The sequence below is a fragment of the Jeotgalibaca sp. PTS2502 genome (assembly GCF_001975685.1).
Taxonomy (GTDB): Bacteria; Bacillota; Bacilli; order Lactobacillales; family Aerococcaceae; genus Jeotgalibaca; species Jeotgalibaca arthritidis.
Map to the genome: position 1 here is coordinate 306,558 of NZ_CP019433.1, position 20,594 is coordinate 327,151.

At 37.5% G+C, this 20,594-nt stretch carries 19 protein-coding genes; 16 read left to right on the plus strand and 3 right to left on the minus strand.

The annotated features are described in order from the left end of the window. The first annotated feature begins 16 nt into the window (after positions 1-16). The 10 genes from BW721_RS01505 (at position 17) to BW721_RS01550 (ending at position 10,998) form a co-directional block, all read left to right on the plus strand. Entirely contained in the window at positions 17-388 is a 372-nt protein-coding gene (locus BW721_RS01505) for a GntR family transcriptional regulator (RefSeq protein WP_198031384.1), read from the plus strand. Then, positions 381-1,070, plus strand: coding sequence for an ATP-binding cassette domain-containing protein (locus BW721_RS01510; RefSeq protein ID WP_076765476.1), 690 nt, complete (start codon positions 381-383; stop codon positions 1,068-1,070). Before BW721_RS01505 ends, BW721_RS01510 begins: the two co-directional genes overlap by 8 nt. Then, the gene (locus tag BW721_RS01515) at positions 1,067-1,894 is read left to right on the plus strand and encodes a hypothetical protein (protein ID WP_076765478.1); all 828 of its coding nucleotides are present in this window, start codon (positions 1,067-1,069) and stop codon (positions 1,892-1,894) included. Before BW721_RS01510 ends, BW721_RS01515 begins: the two co-directional genes overlap by 4 nt. An 11-nt stretch (positions 1,895-1,905) precedes the next feature. Then, positions 1,906-3,093, plus strand: coding sequence for a hypothetical protein (locus BW721_RS01520; protein ID WP_076765480.1), 1,188 nt, complete (start codon positions 1,906-1,908; stop codon positions 3,091-3,093). A 17-nt stretch (positions 3,094-3,110) separates the two neighbouring features. Further along, the gene (gene gloA2, locus BW721_RS01525; RefSeq protein WP_076765481.1) at positions 3,111-3,491 is read left to right on the plus strand and encodes an SMU1112c/YaeR family gloxylase I-like metalloprotein; all 381 of its coding nucleotides are present in this window, start codon (positions 3,111-3,113) and stop codon (positions 3,489-3,491) included. A gap of 358 nt (positions 3,492-3,849) precedes the next feature. Further along, the gene (locus tag BW721_RS01530) at positions 3,850-5,229 is read left to right on the plus strand and encodes an FAD-dependent oxidoreductase (RefSeq protein ID WP_076765483.1); all 1,380 of its coding nucleotides are present in this window, start codon (positions 3,850-3,852) and stop codon (positions 5,227-5,229) included. Beyond that, positions 5,207-6,667 (plus strand): helix-turn-helix domain-containing protein, encoded by a 1,461-nt coding sequence (locus BW721_RS01535; RefSeq protein ID WP_076765485.1) that lies wholly within the window; start codon positions 5,207-5,209, stop codon positions 6,665-6,667. Before BW721_RS01530 ends, BW721_RS01535 begins: the two co-directional genes overlap by 23 nt. Before the next feature lie 185 nt (positions 6,668-6,852). Next, the gene (gene glpK, locus BW721_RS01540) at positions 6,853-8,367 is read left to right on the plus strand and encodes a glycerol kinase GlpK (RefSeq protein WP_076765487.1); all 1,515 of its coding nucleotides are present in this window, start codon (positions 6,853-6,855) and stop codon (positions 8,365-8,367) included. A gap of 14 nt (positions 8,368-8,381) precedes the next feature. Further along, positions 8,382-10,208: a type 1 glycerol-3-phosphate oxidase gene (glpO, locus tag BW721_RS01545; RefSeq protein WP_076768613.1), complete on the plus strand. Its 1,827-nt coding sequence runs from the start codon at positions 8,382-8,384 to the stop codon at positions 10,206-10,208. An 85-nt stretch (positions 10,209-10,293) separates the two neighbouring features. Then, positions 10,294-10,998, plus strand: a complete 705-nt coding sequence (locus BW721_RS01550; RefSeq protein ID WP_076765489.1) for an MIP/aquaporin family protein — start codon at positions 10,294-10,296, stop codon at positions 10,996-10,998. Positions 10,999-11,052: 54 nt separating this feature from the next. Here the strand turns inward: BW721_RS01550 and BW721_RS01555 are convergent, their stop codons facing one another. Then, positions 11,053-11,385 (minus strand): iron-sulfur cluster biosynthesis family protein, encoded by a 333-nt coding sequence (locus BW721_RS01555; protein ID WP_076765490.1) that lies wholly within the window; start codon positions 11,383-11,385, stop codon positions 11,053-11,055. 140 nt (positions 11,386-11,525) lie between these two features. Between BW721_RS01555 and BW721_RS01560 the strand changes: the two genes are divergently transcribed. The 5 genes from BW721_RS01560 to BW721_RS01580 are packed head-to-tail and all read left to right on the plus strand — an operon-like array spanning position 11,526 to position 15,158. Beyond that, on the plus strand, positions 11,526-12,098 hold the full coding sequence (locus BW721_RS01560; protein WP_076765492.1) for a chromate transporter: 573 nt from the start codon (positions 11,526-11,528) through the stop codon (positions 12,096-12,098). A gap of 3 nt (positions 12,099-12,101) precedes the next feature. Next, positions 12,102-12,671, plus strand: a complete 570-nt coding sequence (locus BW721_RS01565) for a chromate transporter (RefSeq protein ID WP_076765494.1) — start codon at positions 12,102-12,104, stop codon at positions 12,669-12,671. An 18-nt stretch (positions 12,672-12,689) separates the two neighbouring features. Beyond that, complete coding sequence (locus tag BW721_RS01570; RefSeq protein ID WP_076765496.1) at positions 12,690-13,268, plus strand: hypothetical protein; 579 nt, start codon at positions 12,690-12,692, stop codon at positions 13,266-13,268. Continuing rightward, entirely contained in the window at positions 13,255-14,604 is a 1,350-nt protein-coding gene (gene gorA, locus BW721_RS01575) for a glutathione-disulfide reductase (protein WP_076765499.1), read from the plus strand. Before BW721_RS01570 ends, gorA begins: the two co-directional genes overlap by 14 nt. 11 nt (positions 14,605-14,615) lie before the next feature. Continuing rightward, entirely contained in the window at positions 14,616-15,158 is a 543-nt protein-coding gene (locus BW721_RS01580; RefSeq protein ID WP_076765501.1) for a DNA-3-methyladenine glycosylase I, read from the plus strand. A gap of 58 nt (positions 15,159-15,216) precedes the next feature. Here the strand turns inward: BW721_RS01580 and BW721_RS01585 are convergent, their stop codons facing one another. Together BW721_RS01585 and BW721_RS01590 are read right to left on the minus strand one after the other, a co-directional pair. Continuing rightward, positions 15,217-17,931 carry a cation-translocating P-type ATPase gene (locus BW721_RS01585; protein WP_076765503.1) on the minus strand — a complete coding sequence of 905 codons (2,715 nt, stop codon included), beginning with the start codon at positions 17,929-17,931 and terminating at the stop codon, positions 15,217-15,219. Positions 17,932-18,146: 215 nt separating this feature from the next. Further along, the gene (locus BW721_RS01590; RefSeq protein ID WP_076765506.1) at positions 18,147-19,610 is read right to left on the minus strand and encodes an NCS2 family permease; all 1,464 of its coding nucleotides are present in this window, start codon (positions 19,608-19,610) and stop codon (positions 18,147-18,149) included. A gap of 229 nt (positions 19,611-19,839) precedes the next feature. Between BW721_RS01590 and BW721_RS01595 the strand changes: the two genes are divergently transcribed. Continuing rightward, complete coding sequence (locus BW721_RS01595; RefSeq protein ID WP_076765507.1) at positions 19,840-20,583, plus strand: metallophosphoesterase; 744 nt, start codon at positions 19,840-19,842, stop codon at positions 20,581-20,583. Positions 20,584-20,594: the final 11 nt, after the last annotated feature.

The following is a 20,594-nucleotide window of genomic DNA, read 5'->3' on the forward strand; positions in this document are numbered from 1 at the left end:
GAAAGGTGGGGAAGAAATGGAATTCGATAGGCGAAGCCCCGTTTATGAGCAGGTTATTCAGTATTTCAAAGAACAGATTGCAGCTGGAAACTTTTCAGCTGGTAGTGAAATTCCATCGAGAAGAGAGCTAGCTGCCCAATTTAAAATAAACCCTAACACCGCTCAGAGAGCTTATAAGGAAATGGAGGAACAGGGATTGATTTATACAGAAGGTAACTCACCAAGTAGAATAACAGAAGATAATACGACGATTGGTAAACTACGAATTGAGTTGATTGATTCTGCTTTAAATGAGTTTCTGTCAGTAGCTAAACAGCTCGGTCTATCTTCTGAAGAAATTTCTGTACTCATTCATGACCGTTATGAGGAGGTTACTAAGCATGATTGAAATACGTGATGTTTACAAGCGTTTTGGACGAAAAAAAGTATTAGATGGTGTGTCATTTACAATTAAACCTAATGAAGTCACTTGTATTACAGGGATTAATGGGACCGGTAAAACCACATTAATGAATAGTATTATGAGGTTAATGCCGATTGATAAGGGACACATCATGCTTGATAACCAACCTATCACCAACAATGATTTTGAAAAGGTTGCTTATATTGCGGATAGCTTAACAGTCCCAATATCAATGACCATTAAAGAAGCCATGGAATTTATGAGTATTTACTATGAGCGTTGGAATCAAAAGAAAGCAAATGAATTACTCACATTCTTCAGATTAAATCCTGAGGACAAATTAAAAAATCTATCAAAAGGTAGCCAAGCCAAGGCGAATTTCTTACTAGGACTTGCTCAAGATGCTGATTACTACTTAATGGACGAACCTTTTTCAGGTGTCGATGTGTTTGCTCGCAAACAAATTCTAGATGTCTTTACTAGCCAGTTTGTCGATGGTAAGGGTGTTTTAATTGCGACCCATCACATTGATGAAATTGAAGTCTTAGTTGATCGCATTGTGATGCTTCAAGCGGGGAAAATTGAACGTGATTTTTATGCAGAGGACATGCGTGAAAACGAAGGAAAAGCAATTATTGATGTCATGAGGGAGGTTTATCAAGGATGAATAAGACTATAAATTTACTCATTCATGAATTAGACCGTGTTAAATATGGCTTTATAGCGTTAATTATTACCATTTTTGGCTTACAAATCGGTCAAGTATTTTTAACATATTTCCATTTTAAAACTAATTTGACGTATTTTAAAAGAGAATCGCAAGGGAATATTGTGGACTACGTTAGAGACTATGGCCCAATTAGTATGATTAATAACATAAGTGAGAGCAGTATATTTTATTTTTCCATTATGTTGGCAATTGTTTGTCTGCTAGGCTACTGTGTTGTCATCTGGTACCGAGACTGGTTTGGAAAAAACAACTTCTTTTACCGCCTACTTAGTTTACCAGGTAACCGTATCAGTATTTACCTATCTAAGTTAGCAACTATTCTAGTGATGTTAGTCATCTTATTGGCTTTGCAACTTATTTTTGTTTATTTAGAACAGGGTTTGTTAAGCTTGCTGATCCCCAAAGAGGTGTTTCAAACTAACTCAGTATGGCAGATTATTCAATCCCATCAATTGTTAAGCATAATCTTACCGAATTATGTTCTTGATCTTATTCTTCATTATGCGGTTGGCATAGGGTCATTATCCGTACTGTTCCTTATTATTTTAGTGGAGAGAAGTTACAAATGGGTGGGCTTATTATGCAGTGCAGCGACAATCATTCTTGCCTGTTCAGCTGTTATCTATATTAGTTATGTAGAACTACAGTTTAACCTTTTTCCAATTGAGTGGCTTTTATTAATCATTGTCTTATCAGTAGGCATTAGTATTGGAGCTATTTTTGTTGGACGTTATTTATTGGAAAAGAAAATATCAGTTTAGGAGGAGATAGGATGAACCAAAAGAAATGGAATAGTTTGCTTGTCGTATTATGTTCACTCATTACCATAACAATATTCTATATCTCTTCCAAAGAAGTAGATAATCTAGGACGCGTTCAGTTTACGACCCTCGAAGGTGATGCTAGTCGAGTAGAAAATATGGTTTTAAAGGCAGATCTTGTTTCGTATACAGCAAATCAGAGTAAGCCAATCATTATTAAAAAAGATACAGTGGCATTAGATGAACATAATCAAATGAAAAGTAGTTATTTTAACTATGAAGATTCAATCGCTCAGTACATAGAATCTTATCCGTCTTTTATGAGAGGAAAAACACTTTATTTAGGAAATTTTGCTGAAAATGACACAAGCATTTATTATGTCGAAGATTTTTATAGTAGTCGTCGTCATGAAGCGATAACCGAGTTATCAATTGATATTGAAGAGTTAGACAAGGAAAGTGGCGAAATCACTGTTAAAGAATTTAATGTTCAATTTGAGAAAGCTGTTCAAAATGTTGTGTTTTATGGTATTTATGAGTGGCAAGGCTATTTGCTCTTAGATGTTTTACTAACTGATCCAGAAGGTTATAATGATCATAATAATTATTATGTCTATGATACAAAAGCAGCTAAGGTGATTGATCAGTTTAATACGGGAGATATTAGCGATTGGGGAAGTTCACAGTTATTTTTAGTAGATGAAAAAAAGGGTGATTTTGTTCTTGAAACAAGAAGCTACAATGAAGAAACTGATACGTTAGAAGAAAATCACCTATATTCCTACAATATAGTTAGTCAAAGCTTTAAGGAGCTATTTTTTGACAATGAAGCCATTTTAAATAATGAAGAGACTATTAGACATGGACAAGATGGTAAACTATACTATTTTGTAAGAGATAGAAAAACCATTGTAGTTCATGTTTATGATATTGCGACAGAATCATTTGTTTTAGAAAAAGAAGTTTCCATTAATCCAGATATTTTTACCGAATGGGCTTATATAGATGTTCAGAAAAATTCTAGTGATGGGTCTATCCTCTTATATGAGCCAACGATTCAATGGGATGTTGAAATGGATGATAAAATAGGGATGATGATTTTGAATCCCGAAACGCTGGAGTTGGAATTTAGTGGTTATTTAGAGTATCAATACGATGATGACCGGCAATTTCTAAGTGTGAAATCTCTTAAACTTTAAAAGGGGAGTTAGCCACTATGAATATTAAACAGATTCACCATGTTGCGATTATCGCATCTGATTATCAAGTTTCAAAACACTTTTATACAGAAATACTTGGGTTGCCTGTTATTAGAGAAACCTATCGAAAAGAAAGAGACTCTTATATGTTAGATTTGCAGCTAGGTAATAGCCAAATTGAATTATTCTCTTTTCCAAATCCGCCACAACGTTCGACTAGTCCAGAAGCAACTGGATTAAGACATTTGTGCTTTCAAGTAGAGGATTTTGATGCGGCCATCAAGCATTTAGAGAGTCATGGTATTTCGTGCGAAGCAATTCGGATTGATGAAAAGGATAATAAACGCTTTACTTTTTTCAGAGATCCCGATCAATTACCTTTAGAACTACATGAATAATGATTTAAATGGAGTCAGGAAGCTAAATGCTTCCTGATTTTTTATAGACTAGGGGATTATAAGTTCAGCCATCAATGTCTAGCTTCCAAGTCCTGACCTAGTGAAAAAAAGATAAATTTTCCCCATTGCGCGCTTCGCTGCTCGTTCAGGGTCAAATTTCCTATTTTTTCATAGGCCAAGGCGGACTTGTCCGCTTTTCTTATTTAGAGTGAATAGGACGATAAAAATTTGATTCTAGTCACTCTTCACCTTTAATGACTTACCTTTTTATTAGAAGTTTATCAATTTCTAGCATATGCTATTCTATCGAAGTGAAAACATTGGTAAGATAGTGATGAATAATAAGAGCGATTATAGAATGATGGGATTGACAGTGATGAGTCAATTAACAATAGCGATTATTGGTGCGTCTTTTGCAGGCATATCCAGTGCCTTAACCTTAAAAAGACTAAATCCATCTGCAAAGGTCATACTTATTGACCGACAATACCAAGTAGGATTTATTCCAAGTAGTATTAATATGGTTTTAAAAGGAAGAATAAAGCAGATCAATGACAAAATGACAGTGAACAAAGAAAGCTTAGTTGCTGCTGGCATTGAATTATTGTTAGGACATGAAGTGGTTGATATTGATACGGAAAATCGACAATTAGCGGTTCATTATCAAGAAAAGACAGAGACGATTCATTTTAATAAATTAATTTTAGCGATGGGAGCGAGACAAACATCCGAGCGGATAATTGGTGCCAACCACCCTCGTGTTTTAACGACTAAGTCATGGGCTGCAAGTCTAGACAGCCAAGCTAAGTTAGAAGAGTCTAAACATATTTTAATTGTGGGCGGTGGACAAGTAGGGCTAGAAGCAGCGGATGCCTATCATTCGGCCGGAAAAAAGCTGACCATAGTTGAAGTGTTTGAGAGCTTGGCATTTAAATACTTTGATCCAGAAATGGTAGAGGAATTGGAAAAACGGATAATCAATCGTGGTATTACGATTTACAAAAATCAACAAGTCGAAGCGATTAAGGAAGAGAAGGGTAGCTTGATTACCTTCACAACTCAACAACAAGCACTTCTATCAGATCATGTTGTTCTAGCCATTAATTTTCGGCCGAACAGCCAACTAATAGAAGAAAAACTTGAAACACATCTCGATCGCACAATCGTTGTTGATGATTACTTGCAAACTAGTGCGGACCACATTTATGCAGTAGGCGATTTAATTCGTGTGCCATATGCAGGAACAAATAGGGATTACTATCTTCCTTTTGTTAATAATGCCATTATGACTGGTCGATTAGCAGCTATGAATGCGTTAGGCATGAATGAGAAAATGACGGATGTTGTTCGTATTGTTGGTTCACAGCTGTTTGGTTTGTTTATGGCAAGCGTGGGGTTAACGGAGGAAGAAGCCAAGCTTTACCACAATATTAGAACAAGCATTTATCAACAAGAAGATATCAACCAAGTTCCAGTTACCATTAAATTGATTGTAAAAAAAGAAAGTGGGCAGTTGCTAGGGGCACAGCTCTATTCAGAAACTGACATCTTGCCTTTAGCTGATACCATTGCAATTGCAATAAAGGCAGCTATGACTGATCGTGATTTAGCTTTTCAAGATTGCCTGTATTATTCTATGGTATCTGTGATTAATCCTGTTTTGTATGCAGCAGCTTTTTCATGTTATGAAAAACGAGTGAAAGAGGTGAATGAGGATGCAGCTAGAGGATCTATTTGAAAAGAGAGAAAAGAGCCAGTTGATGCTTATTTCAACGCTCATGAATCAACCTATTGAGGCAGAATTAAAGGACGTGTTGGCTAAAACGTCACTATCACGTTCGACTTTACTGAAATATATTGACGATTTAAATGAATTAGCACAAACTAATCAGTTTGAACTGTCGATTCAGTTTGAAAATGACCGTCTCATGCTTCAGATGGGTGACCATGTTACTAAAGAAGACCTCATCCAGCTCTTATTACCTTTTTCAATCAAAAATAAAATTCTAACTTATCTCTATCAGTACGAAGAAGTTACCGTTCAAAAATTGGCTCAAGCCTTATTAGTGAGTGAAGCAACACTGCACCGTCAGCTGTCGACTCTCAATAGCTTGTTAGAGGAGTTTGGGCTTAGTATCAAAAATGGCCGTTTAAAAGGCGAAGAGCATCAGATTCGTTATTTCTTTTACCAACTTTTTTGGCTAACGATACCTAAAAAAGAATTCTCACACCGTTTTCGGTTAACGCAATTTACAGATATTATGGATGCTCTGCAACAATTTTGGGCGACTGAAATATCTAAAACAAACCAGTTTAAGCTAGGCCTATGGTTTTCAATTACCAAAAAGCGAATAGGTATTCGAAAGAAAAATTTTAAACACTTAAAGCAGTTAATGACGGTCTATTTACCCCATCGGTTTTATCAACAGGTACGCCAACAAATGTTGCGCTATTTAAGCCGATATGCTCTAGAAGTTGAAGAAGAAGAGGCCATGTGTCAATTTATATTTGTAACATCTATGTCTATTTTGCCTCCTCATGTTATGGAGCACAAACTCGGCTATGGTGGGCCAGTGAGTGATGCAACAACGACAGGATTAAGAGTCGTCCGTACGATTATTTCTTCAGAAGAAAACTTAAGTGAACAGGGAATGTATACCCTTAATCAAGTGCTAGGTCAATTGTATTTTTTTAAAGGCGCTTTACTTGATCGCGCTTATCGAACCAATCAAGATTTATCCATTGTTGCGAGCGTTATGTATCTAGAGTACGCCGATTTAGCTGAGAAGATTATTCAGTCAGTTGTAGAAGACCTTTATCAAAAAAAGATACAAGCTTTAGGCGACTTATACATCAAAATAAAATGGCGGTTGATTGAAGTCTTATCATTTGTTATTTATCAAACTCCTCGCAGTTTGATAATTGGAGTTGATTTGACGGGGTCTGAAACGAAGCGATTACCTGTACTATCAGTGCTCCGTCAGACTCTCGAAGTTAATCGCTTAGTTTTGATTGAACCATTTGAAAGAAAAAGGAAATTTGATCTTGTTATTTCGAATGTCTACGATCAAAGCTATCATTTTCCCTATTACTTTTTAAAGGGAGCGCCTAATTCATTTGATATTCAACGACTAGAAGCGCTCATTGATCGCTATTTATCTGATAAAAATAAGTAAAAAATAACCAGTTTCTCACTGTTAGAAACTGGTTTTAGCGTTGATACAGTAAAGCTTTCATGAGAGGGCTCTCATTTTTTTAAAAAAATTTAAAAAAAACGATAGTTACACCAAGCAGATAAACGGTAAACTGTCTATACAAATGAAAGCATTAACATCCATAAAATTAAACAGGGGGTCTTTCAATGGAAAAGTATATTTTATCCATCGACCAAGGAACAACAAGCTCAAGAGCGATTATTTTCAATAAGAAAGGAGAGAAAGTTAGTAGCTACCAAAAGGAATTTACACAGATTTTCCCAAAAGCTGGTTGGGTAGAGCACAATGCCAATGAGATTTGGACATCTGTTCAATCTGTTATTGCAGGGGCATTTATTGAAAGCGGTATTAAACCGACACAAATTGCCGGTATTGGGATTACCAACCAACGTGAAACAACCGTGATTTGGGATAAGAAGACAGGTCTACCGATTTATAATGCCATTGTATGGCAATCTCGTCAAACAGCTGATATCGCTGACCAGTTAAAAAATGCTGGCTATTCTAAAATGATTCATGAGAAAACAGGTCTTGTCATTGATGCTTACTTCTCAGCAACTAAAATTCGTTGGATTCTAGATAATGTTGAAGGAGCACAAGAACGTGCTGAAAAAGGCGAATTGCTATTCGGAACCATCGATACATGGTTAGTATGGAAATTAACGGATGGTGCTAAACACGTAACTGATTATTCAAATGCTGCAAGAACAATGTTATACAACATTAAGGAATTGAAATGGGACGAAGAAATTTTAGAATTATTAAACATCCCAACGCAACTATTACCTGAAGTAAAATCAAACTCAGAAATATACGGAACAACCATACCATTCCACTTTTACGGTGGCGAAGTACCAATTGGTGGTATGGCTGGTGACCAACAAGCAGCCTTGTTTGGACAATTAGCATTTGAACCAGGTATGGTAAAAAATACTTATGGAACAGGTTCATTTATCATTATGAATACTGGCGACAAAGTACAAATGTCTAAAAATAATTTACTTACAACGATTGGTTATGGAATCAATGGCAAAATTTACTATGCGCTTGAAGGGTCGATCTTTATTGCGGGTAGCTCAATTCAATGGTTACGTGATGGTCTGAAGATGATTGAAGACTCAGCAGAATCAGAAGCACTTGCTCGTCAATCAACTAATAATGATGAAGTTTATGTTGTACCAGCCTTTACTGGTTTAGGCGCGCCTTACTGGGATTCAAATGCACGAGGGTCCGTATTTGGTGTGACGCGAGGAACGAATAGAGAAGATTTTGTTAAGGCAACTCTTCAATCAATTGCTTACCAAGTACGTGATGTTATCGATACAATGCAAGACGATACAGACATCAAAATTCCAGTATTAAAAGTTGATGGTGGAGCAGCGATGAACAACTACCTAATGCAATTCCAATCAGACATTATCGGAATTGAAATTGCTCGTGCTAAAAATTTAGAAACAACAGCACTAGGAGCAGCGTTTCTAGCAGGTTTAGCAGTAGGATTCTGGGAAGATTTAGAAGAAATCAAAAAACTAAACGAAGCTGGCGAAACATTTACACCATCGATGAATAATGCGCGTAAAGAACAACTTTACCGTGGATGGAAAAAAGCTGTTCACGCAACCCGTGTGTTTTCACAAGATGAAGAACTAGAGTCTGAATAAGGAGAGATTAAATGATGAGATTTTCAAAAGAAACACGTCAAAGGGCAATTGAAAAGTTGCAAGATCGTACACTTGACCTACTAGTCATTGGTGGGGGAATCACTGGTGCAGGTGTTGCTTTACAATCTGCAGCAAGTGGATTGGAAACAGGTCTAATTGAGATGCAGGACTTTGCAGAAGGAACAAGTAGCCGTTCAACTAAATTAGTTCACGGTGGTATCCGCTATTTGAAACAATTTGATGTTGAGGTTGTTTCAGATACTGTAAAAGAAAGAGCAGTCGTTCAACAAATTGCACCGCATATTCCTAAAGCAGACCGTATGCTATTACCCGTTTATGATGAGCCAGGCTCAACATTCAGCCAATTCCGCTTGAAAGTTGCAATGGACTTGTATGATTTGTTAGCTGGTGTAACAGGCACACCATTAGCAAATAAAGAACTAACAAAAGAAGAAGTTCTAGAACGTGCTCCTCAGTTAAAACAAGAAGGCTTGTTAGGTGGGGGGGAATACCTAGACTATCGTAACAACGATGCACGCTTAGTGATTGAAAATATTAAACGTGCTAACCAAGATGGTGCATTAGTTGCTAGCCGTGTGAAAGCTGTTGGCTACTTGAAAGATGAAAAAGGCAAAGTAATTGGTGTAAAAGCTGAGGACGTTCTCACAGGAAATCATTTCGAGATTAAAGCTCGTATCGTGATCAATACAACAGGACCTTGGAGTGATATTGTTCGTAACCTAGATAACGATGAACAACAAATCCAACAAATGCGCCCAACTAAAGGTGTTCACCTTGTGATTGATAACAGCAAAATTAAAGTACCTAATGCAACATATTTTGATACTGGTTTAGGCGACGGCCGTATGGTATTTGTTATTCCACGCGAAAACAAAACTTACTTCGGTACAACGGATACAGATTACAGGGGTGACTTGAAACATCCAATTGTAACCCAAGAAGACGTGGACTACCTATTAGGAATCGTTAATAACCGCTTCCCAGATGTTAATATTACACTAGATGATATAGAAAGCAGCTGGGCAGGCCTAAGACCACTTATTTCAGGAAACAATGCGTCTGACTACAATGGTGGTGATAATGGTTCAATCTCAGAAGAAAGTTTCGATAACTTGATTTCAACAGTTAGCCGTTATTTAAACAAAGAAGCGAATCGTGATGATGTAACAGAATCAATTCTTGCAATTGAGAGCAATACATCAGAGAAAAATCCATCATCTATTTCTCGCGGAAGCTCACTTGATATTGATGACAACGGCTTAGTAACGTTAGCAGGTGGGAAAATTACTGACTACCGTAAAATGGCAGAAGGTGCTATGCGTAAAATCATTGAGATATTAGCAGAGCAACACAGCCGTCACTACAGACTCATTAATTCAAAAACATACCCAGTTTCAGGCGGCGAATTAAACCCAGCTAACGTTGAATCCGAATTAGAAACATTCGCACAACTTGGTGTGAAACGTGGCTTAGATATTGCAGATGCACGTTATATTGCCAATGTGTTTGGTTCAAACGCACCTCGTGTCTTTAATTTAGCAAACGAACTTGAGGCTGTTGAAGGCTTAACACTACGTGATACACTTGTTCTTCACTATGCAATGCGTGAAGAAATGGTATTAACGCCCGTTGATTATTTCTTAAGAAGAACAAATCACTTGCTATTCATGCGCGAAACAATGGATGATTTAATCCAACCGATTGCAAATGAAATGGCGAAATACCTAGGCTGGAGCGAAGAAGACAAAGCAGAACATCTTGCTGAATTAGACCGTGTTTTGGCTGAAAGTGATTTAAGAGAATTAAAAGCAGCAAACTAATAAATTAGCTTTAAAAAATAAAAAAGATAAGGATCAGCCTCTTAAATAGGGGCTGAGACTTCCATCTCATAAGGAGAAAAAGAATATGGGAGTAGAATTTTTAGGAGAATTCCTAGGAACCGTGGTTTTGGTATTACTTGGAAACGGTATCGTAGCAGGTAACTTACTAAGCAAAACAAAAAGTAATGGAGCGGGTTGGCTGTCCATTACAATTGGATGGGGTATCGCAGTAACAATTGGTGCATTCGTATCAGGTTACATGAGTCCAGCTCATTTAAACCCTGCAGTAACAATCGCTTTTGCTATTAATGGATCATTAGCATGGGGATCAGTTTTACCTTACATCGTAGCTCAAATGCTTGGAGCATTCGCTGGTTCTGTTCTTGTTTGGCTACAATACAAATCTCACTATGACATTACTGAAGATCAAGGTGCTATTTTAGGAACGTTCTCTACTGGAGCAGAAATTTACAACCCAATTAGCAACGTTATCAGTGAAGCAATTGGAACATTTGTATTAATGTTTGGTATTTTATCATTCTCTAACTACGATACATTCCCATGGGCAGGTAACTTGATTACTGGTGTTTTAATTATCGGAATTGGGTTATCATTAGGTGGTACGACAGGTTATGCGATTAACCCTGCTCGTGACCTAGGCCCTCGTATCGCTCACGCATTACTACCAATCCCTAACAAAGGTGATTCAGATTGGAAATATGCTTGGATTCCAGTTGTTGGACCGATCCTAGGAGCTATTCTAGCTGTTCTTGTTTACGGTATTATTTAATTAAAGTAAAAAATCCAGACCATGCTGCTATACGGCAGTAGGTCTGGATTTTTTTTAATGGACTTTTCGCTTGTCTTCAACTGGTAGATTCATATTTAAATAGCCACGTTCACTCTTTAAAATAAATGTTCCTTGACTCTCTTTATAATCAATCACATTGTCTGTATCTAAATAGACAAGAGCCCATTTTTGAGCAATGATATCACCTATATTTGTTTCAATAGTCGCATCATAAATCGCATCCGAATCATCATGACTTCTTAAGGCGAAAATCCCTGAACTTGGGCAGCCGCAATCCGAATCGGTATAGTAAAATAAACTCAATGATTGGGTCATGTCACGTTTTTTTAAAGCTTCAACAGCGGTGTCTGTAAATGTTAGTTTCATTATTAAAAAACCCCTTTCCTCGCTTTTAGTTTATCACATTTCGTCAATGGGATCGGCCATTTTGCTCAAACAGGCTTTTTTACAATAACATACAACAATGCTAAAATTGATATATAAATCAATCTTATGGAGGTCATCATGTGCAACGAAACGAAAAAACAAGAGAGACCTATTGGATATTATTAAAAACGACCTTTGTTTTAAGCGCATTTACTATAGGTGGTGGCTACGTCATTGTCCCCTTAATGCAGAAAAAATTTGTTGAAGAACTTAAATGGATTGAAACCGAAGAAATGCTTGATCTTGTAGCAATCGCGCAATCTATTCCAGGTGCACTAGCCGTCAATACATCTATATTAGTTGGTTACAGAATAGCTGGTGTTTCAGGTGCAATTGTCACAGTAGTGGGAACAGTTAGCCCACCACTCTTCCTTATTACAATTATTTCCTACTTTTATTTAGCTTTTCGTGATAATCCGTTAATTTCAGCTTTAATGGTAGGAATGCAGATTGGTGTTGTTGCAGTTATTGCTAATGTTGTTTATAAGATGATACAAGATGTTTTTAAAATGAAAGATTGGGCGACCACACTTATTCTTATAGGTGCATTTATGGCTGCTGTCTTTTTTGATATGAATGTCATTCTAATTATTTTTGTAGCTGGAACATTGGGGTTTATCAATAACATATTACGATTGAGAAGGAGGCGTTAATAGATGATTTACTGGAATTTGTTTGTCGCTTTTTTTAAAATTGGCCTCTTTGCAATTGGTGGTGGCTATGCATCGCTTCCTTTGATTGAGAATGAAGTCGTAAATAAATACGCTTTATTAACACAACAAGAGTACCTTGATATTGTAACTATTTCACAGATAACTCCCGGACCAATCGCTATTAATTCAGCTACTTTTGTTGGCACTAAAACGGGTGGTCTTATGGGATCGTTAGTTGCAACCGCAGGAACGATTCTGCCATCAATTATTATCGCCATGTTATTAGCAAAGCTGTATGATAAGTATCGAAATGTCGATGCTATGCAGGGGGTTTTAGCAGGTCTTCGTCCAGCGGTAGTTGCTTTGATTACAGCAGCAGGATTTAGTTTATTTATAACAGCCGTTTTTCAAACATCAGGTCTCAGAATACAAACTATAACCGTAAATATTGCAGCAATTATTATGATCGCTATTGCCTTCATCACTTTGAGGAAATATCGAGTAGGTTCAATTGTTATTATTTTTCTATGCGGCTTAGCTAGTGTATTACTTCATTTTTTAGGATTAATGTAGGAGAGTGTAAATTAAGCTATGGGGAAATATAAAAAGGGAAGCAACGAACCCAAACATTGGCATGGACTGCCACCATCTCGGTTTATCAAATATCGTAGCTGGATCAATAAACAAAAACCGGGGATTTGTGGCACTTATTGCAGTGCTGTTCTGATTCATGATGCTATTTATCAAGAAACAAAAAAATCCTTAAATCGGGATGTGTTATTAAATGGCTTGAAGACCGTTATTGATGATTTATTTCCTTATAAGGGGACTTATTTTTGGGATCTTGCTTTTGGCATTAGGCGTCTCTTAGCTGATATACCAGAATGGCGTGTTAAAACTGCTCTGATAGCTGAAAGAACGGTTCCCAAATTATTAGATGAAGGTGCTGGACCTGTCATAGTGGGTACGAATATGTTATTGAATAGTTCCTATAAAAATCATTGGCTCTTAGTCTATGCGTATGGTTACAATGAAAAGGGGAAACTCTTTTTCCGTGCCTATGACAACCATGGTCGTTATAAGGCTGTTGTGCCAGCTTCACAGACCATTGCTTGTGTCTGGTTAGAAAAAAATGAAATGTGGAAGGATGAGAATAATGAGAGAATTTGATTTTATTGCTATTGGCGGAGGAAGTGGCGGTATTGCAACAATGAACCGTGCTGCGGAATATGGTGCCAAAACAGCTGTCATCGAAGGGAATCTACTTGGAGGAACGTGCGTTAACATAGGATGTGTTCCTAAAAAAATTATGTGGTATGCGGCAGAAGTTGCCAATGCCATCAAAAAATATGGGCCAGATTATGGCTTTACCCATGAAAAAACATCCTTTGACTTTAAAACCTTGTTAAAAAACAGAGATGCTTATATTGAACGGTCAAGAAATTCGTATCAGCTAGGCTTTGAAAGAAGACAGGTTGAAGTGATTGAAGGATATGCGCGCTTTTTAGATCCTCATACCGTTGAAGTAAATGGAGAAGCAATTAAAGCGAAACATGTTTTAATTGCTAGTGGAGCAAAACCAGCTATTCCAAGTATTCCTGGAGCTGAATATGGTGAAACGTCAGATGACTTCTTTGAATGGGAAGTTTTACCTGAAAAGGTTGCGTTAGTCGGAGCAGGTTACATTGCGGTTGAGTTAGCGGGAGTCTTGCATACATTAGGCGTAGATACCCATTTATTTGTCCGTCATGACCGTCCATTACGTAGCTATGATTCCTTTATTGTTGATACCCTTGTTCAAGAAATGGAAAAAGACGGCCCACAACTCCATATTCGTTCGATTCCTAAAGAAGTTAGAAAAGAAAAAAATGGCCAATTAACGCTAGTACTAGAAGATGATAGAGAAGAAAGCTTCGATAAAATTATTTGGGCAATTGGCCGTACACCTAATACAGATGGATTAAATCTTGATTTAGCAGGTGTAAAGAAAGATAGACATGGTTTTATTGAAGTAGATGAATTTCAGACCACAAGCCAGCCCTCTATTTACGCAGTGGGAGATGTGACCGGTAATGTGATGCTAACGCCCGTTGCTATTGCAGCAGGAAGACGATTATCAGAGCGCTTATTTAATAATAAACCAAATGAAAAATTAAACTACGATAACATTCCAACGGTTATTTTCAGCCATCCACCCATTGGAACAGTTGGACTAAGTGAAGAAGATGCAATAGCAACTTATGGTAGTGACCAAATTAAAGTCTATATCTCAACATTTGCATCTATGTATACAGCAGTCACGATTCATCGCCAACCTGTACGTATGAAGATGGTTTGCTTAGGTGATGAAGAAAAAGTGATCGGTTTACATGGTATCGGATTCGGAGTCGATGAAATGATTCAAGGATTCTCTGTAGCGGTTAAAATGGGTGCTACAAAGGCTGATTTTGATAATACCGTTGCCATCCATCCAACTGGTGCAGAAGAATTTGTCACGATGCGTTAAGGAGGTCTGTTATGAAACGTTGTGAGTGGGTAGAAGGGAAGCCAGAGTTCTATCTCGATTATCACGATAGCATTTGGGGGAAAGCTTGCCATGATGACCAAGACTTGTTTAAATGGTTAGTTTTAGAGACATTTAGTACAGGACTATCATGGCAAATTATTCTCTCAAAAAAGGCCGCTTTTGAAGAGGCCTTTGATTCATTCGATGTTCTAACCGTCTCGGAGTACCAAGAAGAAAAGATAGCAGAACTGATGGCTAATTCAGCAATTGTTCGCCACCGTGGAAAAATAGAAGCAAGCATCCAAAATGCCAAAGCCTTTTTAGCTATCCAAGAAGAATTTGGACAGTTTGATACGTATATCTGGTCATTTACCGACCAAAAAACACGTTTTAGACAGTCTACTAAACATATAACCCAGTCAGACCTGTCAGATAAAGTAACGGCAGATTTGAAAAAAAGAGGGTTTAAATGGGTCGGAAGTGTCACCATCTATTCCTACTTGCAAGCGATAGGGGTCATTAACGACCATGACTTAGATTGCAGCTTTAAATAAAAGCATAAAAAACGACGCAGGGAAGATTAACTTCCTTGCGTCGTTTTGTTATGAGTGATTATTTTTTACCCATTGCACGTTGAATAGCTTTTACAAGCTCAACAATTGGTACGATTGCGAATGCAGCACCAATTGAAACAGCCCATTGTAAGCCAGTCAATTGTGAAACTCCGAAGAATGTGTTCAAGACAGGTGTTAAGATAACCCCTAGTAACAAGACAGCTGATAGGATTGTTGCATATACCAATGTTTTGTTACTGAAAATTCCAACTTGGAAGATTGACTTGTAAACAGATTTAGAGTTGTATGCGTGGAATAATTGAATCATACCCAATGTAATAAATGCCATTGTTTCAGCATCCATATGAGCTAATTCGCCTGTGTGTTCAAGCATTGGGTTTGAAGAACCCCACCAGTAAACGAATAAAGTGATTGAACCTTCAAGGATACCTTGGTAGATAATTGCTCCACCAACACCGTTAGAGAAGAAGTTCGAGCTACGGCCACGTGGTTTTTGTTCCATGATGTCCGCTTCAGCGTCTTCAAGACCTAATGCGATAGCAGGGAATGTATCAGTAACCAAGTTAATCCATAGAATATGAACAGGTTCTAAGATTGTCCAACCTAGGAAAGTAGCAACGAATAGAGATAGAACTTCACCCAAGTTAGCAGATAGTAAGAACTGAACTGCTTTTTGGATGTTAGCAAATACTTTACGTCCTTCTTCAACCGCAACAACGATTGTTTGGAAGTTGTCGTCAGCAAGTACCATGTCAGAAGCACCTTTAGAAACTTCAGTACCAGTGATACCCATACCAACACCAATATCAGCAGTTTTCAATGAAGGAGCGTCGTTAACACCGTCACCAGTCATTGAAACAACTTTACCATGGTTTTGCCATGCTTTAACGATACGAACTTTATGTTCAGGAGATACACGTGCGTATACAGAATATTTCTCTACATTACGTGCAAATTCTTCTTCAGATTGCTCGTTTAATTCAGCACCAGTCAATACAGCACCACTTTGTCCTTCTTCAATAATTCCTAAACGAGTAGCAATTGCTTGAGCAGTGTCTCTGTGGTCACCAGTGATCATAATTGTACGGATACCAGCTCCTTTAGCAGTTGCAATAGCAGCAGCAGCTTCTGGGCGCTCAGGGTCGATCATACCGATCATACCAGCATATACAAGGTCATGCTCGACTGAAGCACTATCCATAGTAGCAGGAACAGCATCAACAAATTTGTAAGCCATAGCTAACACACGTAGTGCTTGAACAGCTAGAGAGTGGTTAGCATCAAGAATACTTTCGCGATCTGCGTCAGTCATTTCTCTTACTTCACCATTTACATCGATATGTGTACAACGTTTTAGTAATTCATCAGGAGCTCCTTTGGTCGCTACAAAGTAGTTTCCAGAAGCTTGCTCATGAATAGTAGACATCAATTTACGGTCTGATTCGAAAGGGACTTCGGCAACACGAGGTTCTTTAACTAATTCTTCTTTTAGTCTAAGACCTTTGTCGATACCAAATTGAATCATAGCAGTTTCAGTAGGGTCTCCGATTAGACGGCCTTCGTTACTGATTTCTGTATCGTTAGCAAAGTTCATAACTTTCATAACAGGAATAGATAGGCTGATGTCATCAGAAACATCATGGATTTGACCATTGTAGTAAACTTTTTCAACAGTCATTTGGTTCATTGTTAATGTACCAGTTTTATCTGAACAAATTACTTCAGTACCACCAAGTGTTTCAACAGCTGGTAATTTACGAACTAAAGCATTTCTCTTAGCCATTTTTTGTGTACCAAGAGCAAGGATGATTGTTGTAATAGCTGGAAGACCTTCAGGAATAGCAGCAACTGCAACAGAGATTGAAGTTAGTAACATTTCTAACCAATCACGACCATTTAATAAACCAACAACGAACATAATAGCAGCAATAGCTAGGATAAGAACTGTTAGAGATTTACCTAATTGGTCTTGGTTTTCTTGAAGTGGTGTTTTGCTTTCTTCAGCATTTGCTAACATATTAGCAATATGACCAACTTCAGTATTCATACCAGTACCAATAACGACACCAGCACCACGTCCATAAGTAACGTTTGTACTTGAGAATGCCAAGTTAACACGGTCACCAAGTGGGGCATCATCTTCAACAAGAATCATTTCTTTCTCAACAGGAACAGATTCACCTGTTAAAGCAGCTTCTTCAACCTTTAAAGAATTTGCTTCGATTAAACGTAGGTCAGCAGGAACAACATCTCCTGCTTCTAGAAGAACAAGGTCACCAGGGACAATATCTTCACTCTTGATTGAAACAACGCTTCCGCCACGTTTAACACGTGCCATTGGAGAGGCCATTTGTCTTAGCGCATTGATTGCTTCCTCAGCTTTAGCTTCTTGGAAAACGCCAAGTGCCGCATTAAGGACAACAACCATTAAAATAATAAAAGCATCTGAAAGTTCGCCAAGTGTACCTGAAATAAATGCAGCAGCTAATAATACAAGAATCATAAAGTCTTTGAATTGATCAAAGAATTTTTGAAGAAGAGTTTTTGTTTCTCCTTCTTCTAAGGCATTGGCACCGTACTCCTCAAATCTTTTCTTAGCTTCTACTTCGGATAATCCGTCAGCTGTAACGCCAAATTTATTTTTGACCGTTTCAACATCTTGTGCGTAGAAGTTTTCACGCAATTGTTCTTTTGACACTATTTTTCCCTCTCTCTTGTTTATTTGTGTTAAAAAGAAAAGAGACCTATGCATGCTGAACTAACCCTTTACGGGTATTTTCAAAATGCATAAGTCTCACCATTTAAGATAACACCAGCAGAATAGTGAAACTCTACTTATTGTTGATGTTACCACAGCCGGAGCTGCTAGTTACTCCCCTATGGAGATATTCCGATTAACACTTAACTTATTATAGACATAAAATGTTTGGTTAGCAACTAAAAAACATAAAATAAATGATTGAAATTTTATAGGAAAGCCATAATCACATAATTAATCAAGAACAGAATAGTTGATCCCCATAGAATCGGGTGAATCTCTTTTGATTTTCCTAAAGTAACTTTAACGATGACATAGAAAATGAAACCAGCAGCGATACCTGTAGAAATGTTATAAGTTAATCCCATAAAGATTGAAGCAAAGAAAGCAGGAATTGCTTCTTCAAGGTCTGTCCAGTTAATATCTTTGAATGATGCCATCATCAATACCCCAACAATAATTAATGAAGGAGCAGTTGCTGCAGCAGGGACCACACCAATTAAAGGCGCAAAAAATGCACTAATAACGAATAAAATCGCAACGACAACAGCTGTTAAACCTGTACGTCCGCCAGCACCAATACCAGCAGCACTTTCAACGAATGTTGTTGTGTTTGATGTCCCAAAAATAGCACCAAAAATTGTGCCGATTGAATCTGCAAACAAAGCTTTGTCCATTTTTGAAGAGAAACCTGAACCCTCTTCTAATGCTTTTTCATCTTCAGAAGAGAATATACCTGTACGACGGCCAGTTCCAATGAATGTTCCTAATGTATCAAATGTATCAGATAAACTAAATGCAAAAATAGTCATTAAAATTAGTGGGTATTCAGCTGGTTTAGATAGTAAAGATAATAGACCATCTTTACCAAAAGCAGCCATGAATGTTACGCCTAATTCTGAAATAGCAGTACCTAATGAGTTAGCAGCTAATACTTCAGACGAAATATGAACAACACCCATTGGGATACCTAGTAGAGTTGTTACGATAATACCGATAATAATGGCACCTCTAACATTTTTAATCATTAAGATGATCGTTAGAACAACACCAATTAAAGCAAGTAAAGCAGGACTTTGTGTGAAGTTAACAAGGGCTGGAACAATACCACCACTAGTAATAACAGTGTTAACGCCACCTTCATAGACTTCTAACGTTGGATCAAAAGCACCATTGTTAATTGAAAGCATAGTACCAGCATCAGATGTAAATTCTAAGAAACCAGCATTTTTAATTCCAATATAAGAGATGAAAACACCAATACCAGCACTAATCGCGTGTTGTAACGATTCAGGGATTGATTTAATGATCATTTTTCTAACTCGAGTAACGGTAATAAGAACGTTAATCACACCACAAAGGAAAACCATTGCGAGTGCTTCTTGCCAAGTAAATCCTAGAGCAAAAACAACTGTGTAAGTGAAGAAGGCATTCAACCCCATACCTGGAGCTAATGCGTAAGGGACGTTAGCGAATAATCCCATAACTAATGTACTAATAGCAGCTGCAATAATTGTTGCTAAGAAAACTGCTTGCGATGGCATGCCTGATAATGACAGAATGCTCGGATTAACAAAAATAATATATGACATCGCGAAAAATGTTGTAAAACCAGCCACGATTTCAGTTGAAACTGTTGTACCGTGTTCTTTTAATTTAAAAAACTTATCCATTAGATAGAAAGCTCCTTTTATAGAAATGTTACTAAAAGCAGATGATAGACTTTTTAACGTTCACATTTGCTTTAGCACTGTTATATTATACCCAATACCCTCAGTTAATTCAATAAAAAATGTTAATGATTAATATATTTATCATAATGAATGTTCGTGTTTTGGTGTTAGTGAATAAAAAGGGTCTTTATGGTAAAATAAAAGCTAGCTAAAAATGGGAGGTGTATGAATGAAAGAGCAACGATTTGTTATCGGTGATGTTCATGGCGAGTATGAAATGTTAGAGAAATTACTAACGTTTTGGGATGAAAGCCAACAAGACCTCATTTTTATTGGTGACTTAACAGATAGAGGAGAAAACTCCTTACAGGTCCTTGAACGTGTTCGCCAACTCGTTGAAGAAGGTCGAGCCCTATGCCTGAGAGGTAATCATGAGGAGATGTTACGCCATTTTTTACAGCAACCAGAAAAAAAGGCTGCCTTATATATGATGAATGGTGGGTTAAAGACCATTGAGAGTATCGTTGGTAAAGACCTGGTCACTGTGAGTCAGACTCACGTGATGGCAGAAGCTGTGATAACACAATTACCGTGGTTAACTGAATTTATCGAGAATCTTCCTTATTATATAGAGTGGCAAAATTATGTGTTCGTTCATGCTGGTGTTGATTTGACACTTGATGATTGGAAAATGACTCAGCCTCACGAATTTATTTGGATTCGTCAGCCTTTTTATGAAGGCGAAAACCGAACTGGAAAAACGATCGTCTTTGGTCATACGCCTACCCCTAGTCTCCATCAAGATGAGAGCCAGTTTCAAATTTGGCAAAGCGATCATAAAATTGGTATGGATGGCGGTGCTGTATTTGGAGGCATCCTACATGGTCTTGTTTTAGATAAAACCGGAATCGTTCACCATTATGGTGTTCAAAAGGATGATAGCGGCCTTATTCAAGCAACAACTTATCAGTAGATTGAAAGGAA

Excerpts from the sequence above, each read along its gene's own strand:
- BW721_RS01510 (WP_076765476.1), top strand. The coding sequence starts at position 381 with ATGATTGAAATACGTGATGTTTACAAGCGTTTTGGACGAAAAAAAGTA.
- BW721_RS01515 (WP_076765478.1), top strand. The coding sequence starts at position 1,067 with ATGAATAAGACTATAAATTTACTCATTCATGAATTAGACCGTGTTAAA.
- gorA (WP_076765499.1), top strand. The coding sequence starts at position 13,255 with ATGAGAGAATTTGATTTTATTGCTATTGGCGGAGGAAGTGGCGGTATT.
- BW721_RS01555 (WP_076765490.1), bottom strand. The coding sequence starts at position 11,385 with ATGAAACTAACATTTACAGACACCGCTGTTGAAGCTTTAAAAAAACGT.
- BW721_RS01580 (WP_076765501.1), top strand. The coding sequence starts at position 14,616 with ATGAAACGTTGTGAGTGGGTAGAAGGGAAGCCAGAGTTCTATCTCGAT.
- BW721_RS01595 (WP_076765507.1), top strand. The coding sequence starts at position 19,840 with ATGAAAGAGCAACGATTTGTTATCGGTGATGTTCATGGCGAGTATGAA.
- BW721_RS01535 (WP_076765485.1), top strand. The coding sequence starts at position 5,207 with ATGCAGCTAGAGGATCTATTTGAAAAGAGAGAAAAGAGCCAGTTGATG.
- glpK (WP_076765487.1), top strand. The coding sequence starts at position 6,853 with ATGGAAAAGTATATTTTATCCATCGACCAAGGAACAACAAGCTCAAGA.
- BW721_RS01520 (WP_076765480.1), top strand. The coding sequence starts at position 1,906 with ATGAACCAAAAGAAATGGAATAGTTTGCTTGTCGTATTATGTTCACTC.
- BW721_RS01530 (WP_076765483.1), top strand. The coding sequence starts at position 3,850 with ATGATGGGATTGACAGTGATGAGTCAATTAACAATAGCGATTATTGGT.
- gloA2 (WP_076765481.1), top strand. The coding sequence starts at position 3,111 with ATGAATATTAAACAGATTCACCATGTTGCGATTATCGCATCTGATTAT.
- BW721_RS01590 (WP_076765506.1), bottom strand. The coding sequence starts at position 19,610 with ATGGATAAGTTTTTTAAATTAAAAGAACACGGTACAACAGTTTCAACT.
- BW721_RS01570 (WP_076765496.1), top strand. The coding sequence starts at position 12,690 with ATGGGGAAATATAAAAAGGGAAGCAACGAACCCAAACATTGGCATGGA.
- BW721_RS01505 (WP_198031384.1), top strand. The coding sequence starts at position 17 with ATGGAATTCGATAGGCGAAGCCCCGTTTATGAGCAGGTTATTCAGTAT.
- BW721_RS01585 (WP_076765503.1), bottom strand. The coding sequence starts at position 17,931 with ATGCATAGGTCTCTTTTCTTTTTAACACAAATAAACAAGAGAGAGGGA.
- BW721_RS01550 (WP_076765489.1), top strand. The coding sequence starts at position 10,294 with ATGGGAGTAGAATTTTTAGGAGAATTCCTAGGAACCGTGGTTTTGGTA.
- glpO (WP_076768613.1), top strand. The coding sequence starts at position 8,382 with ATGAGATTTTCAAAAGAAACACGTCAAAGGGCAATTGAAAAGTTGCAA.
- BW721_RS01565 (WP_076765494.1), top strand. The coding sequence starts at position 12,102 with ATGATTTACTGGAATTTGTTTGTCGCTTTTTTTAAAATTGGCCTCTTT.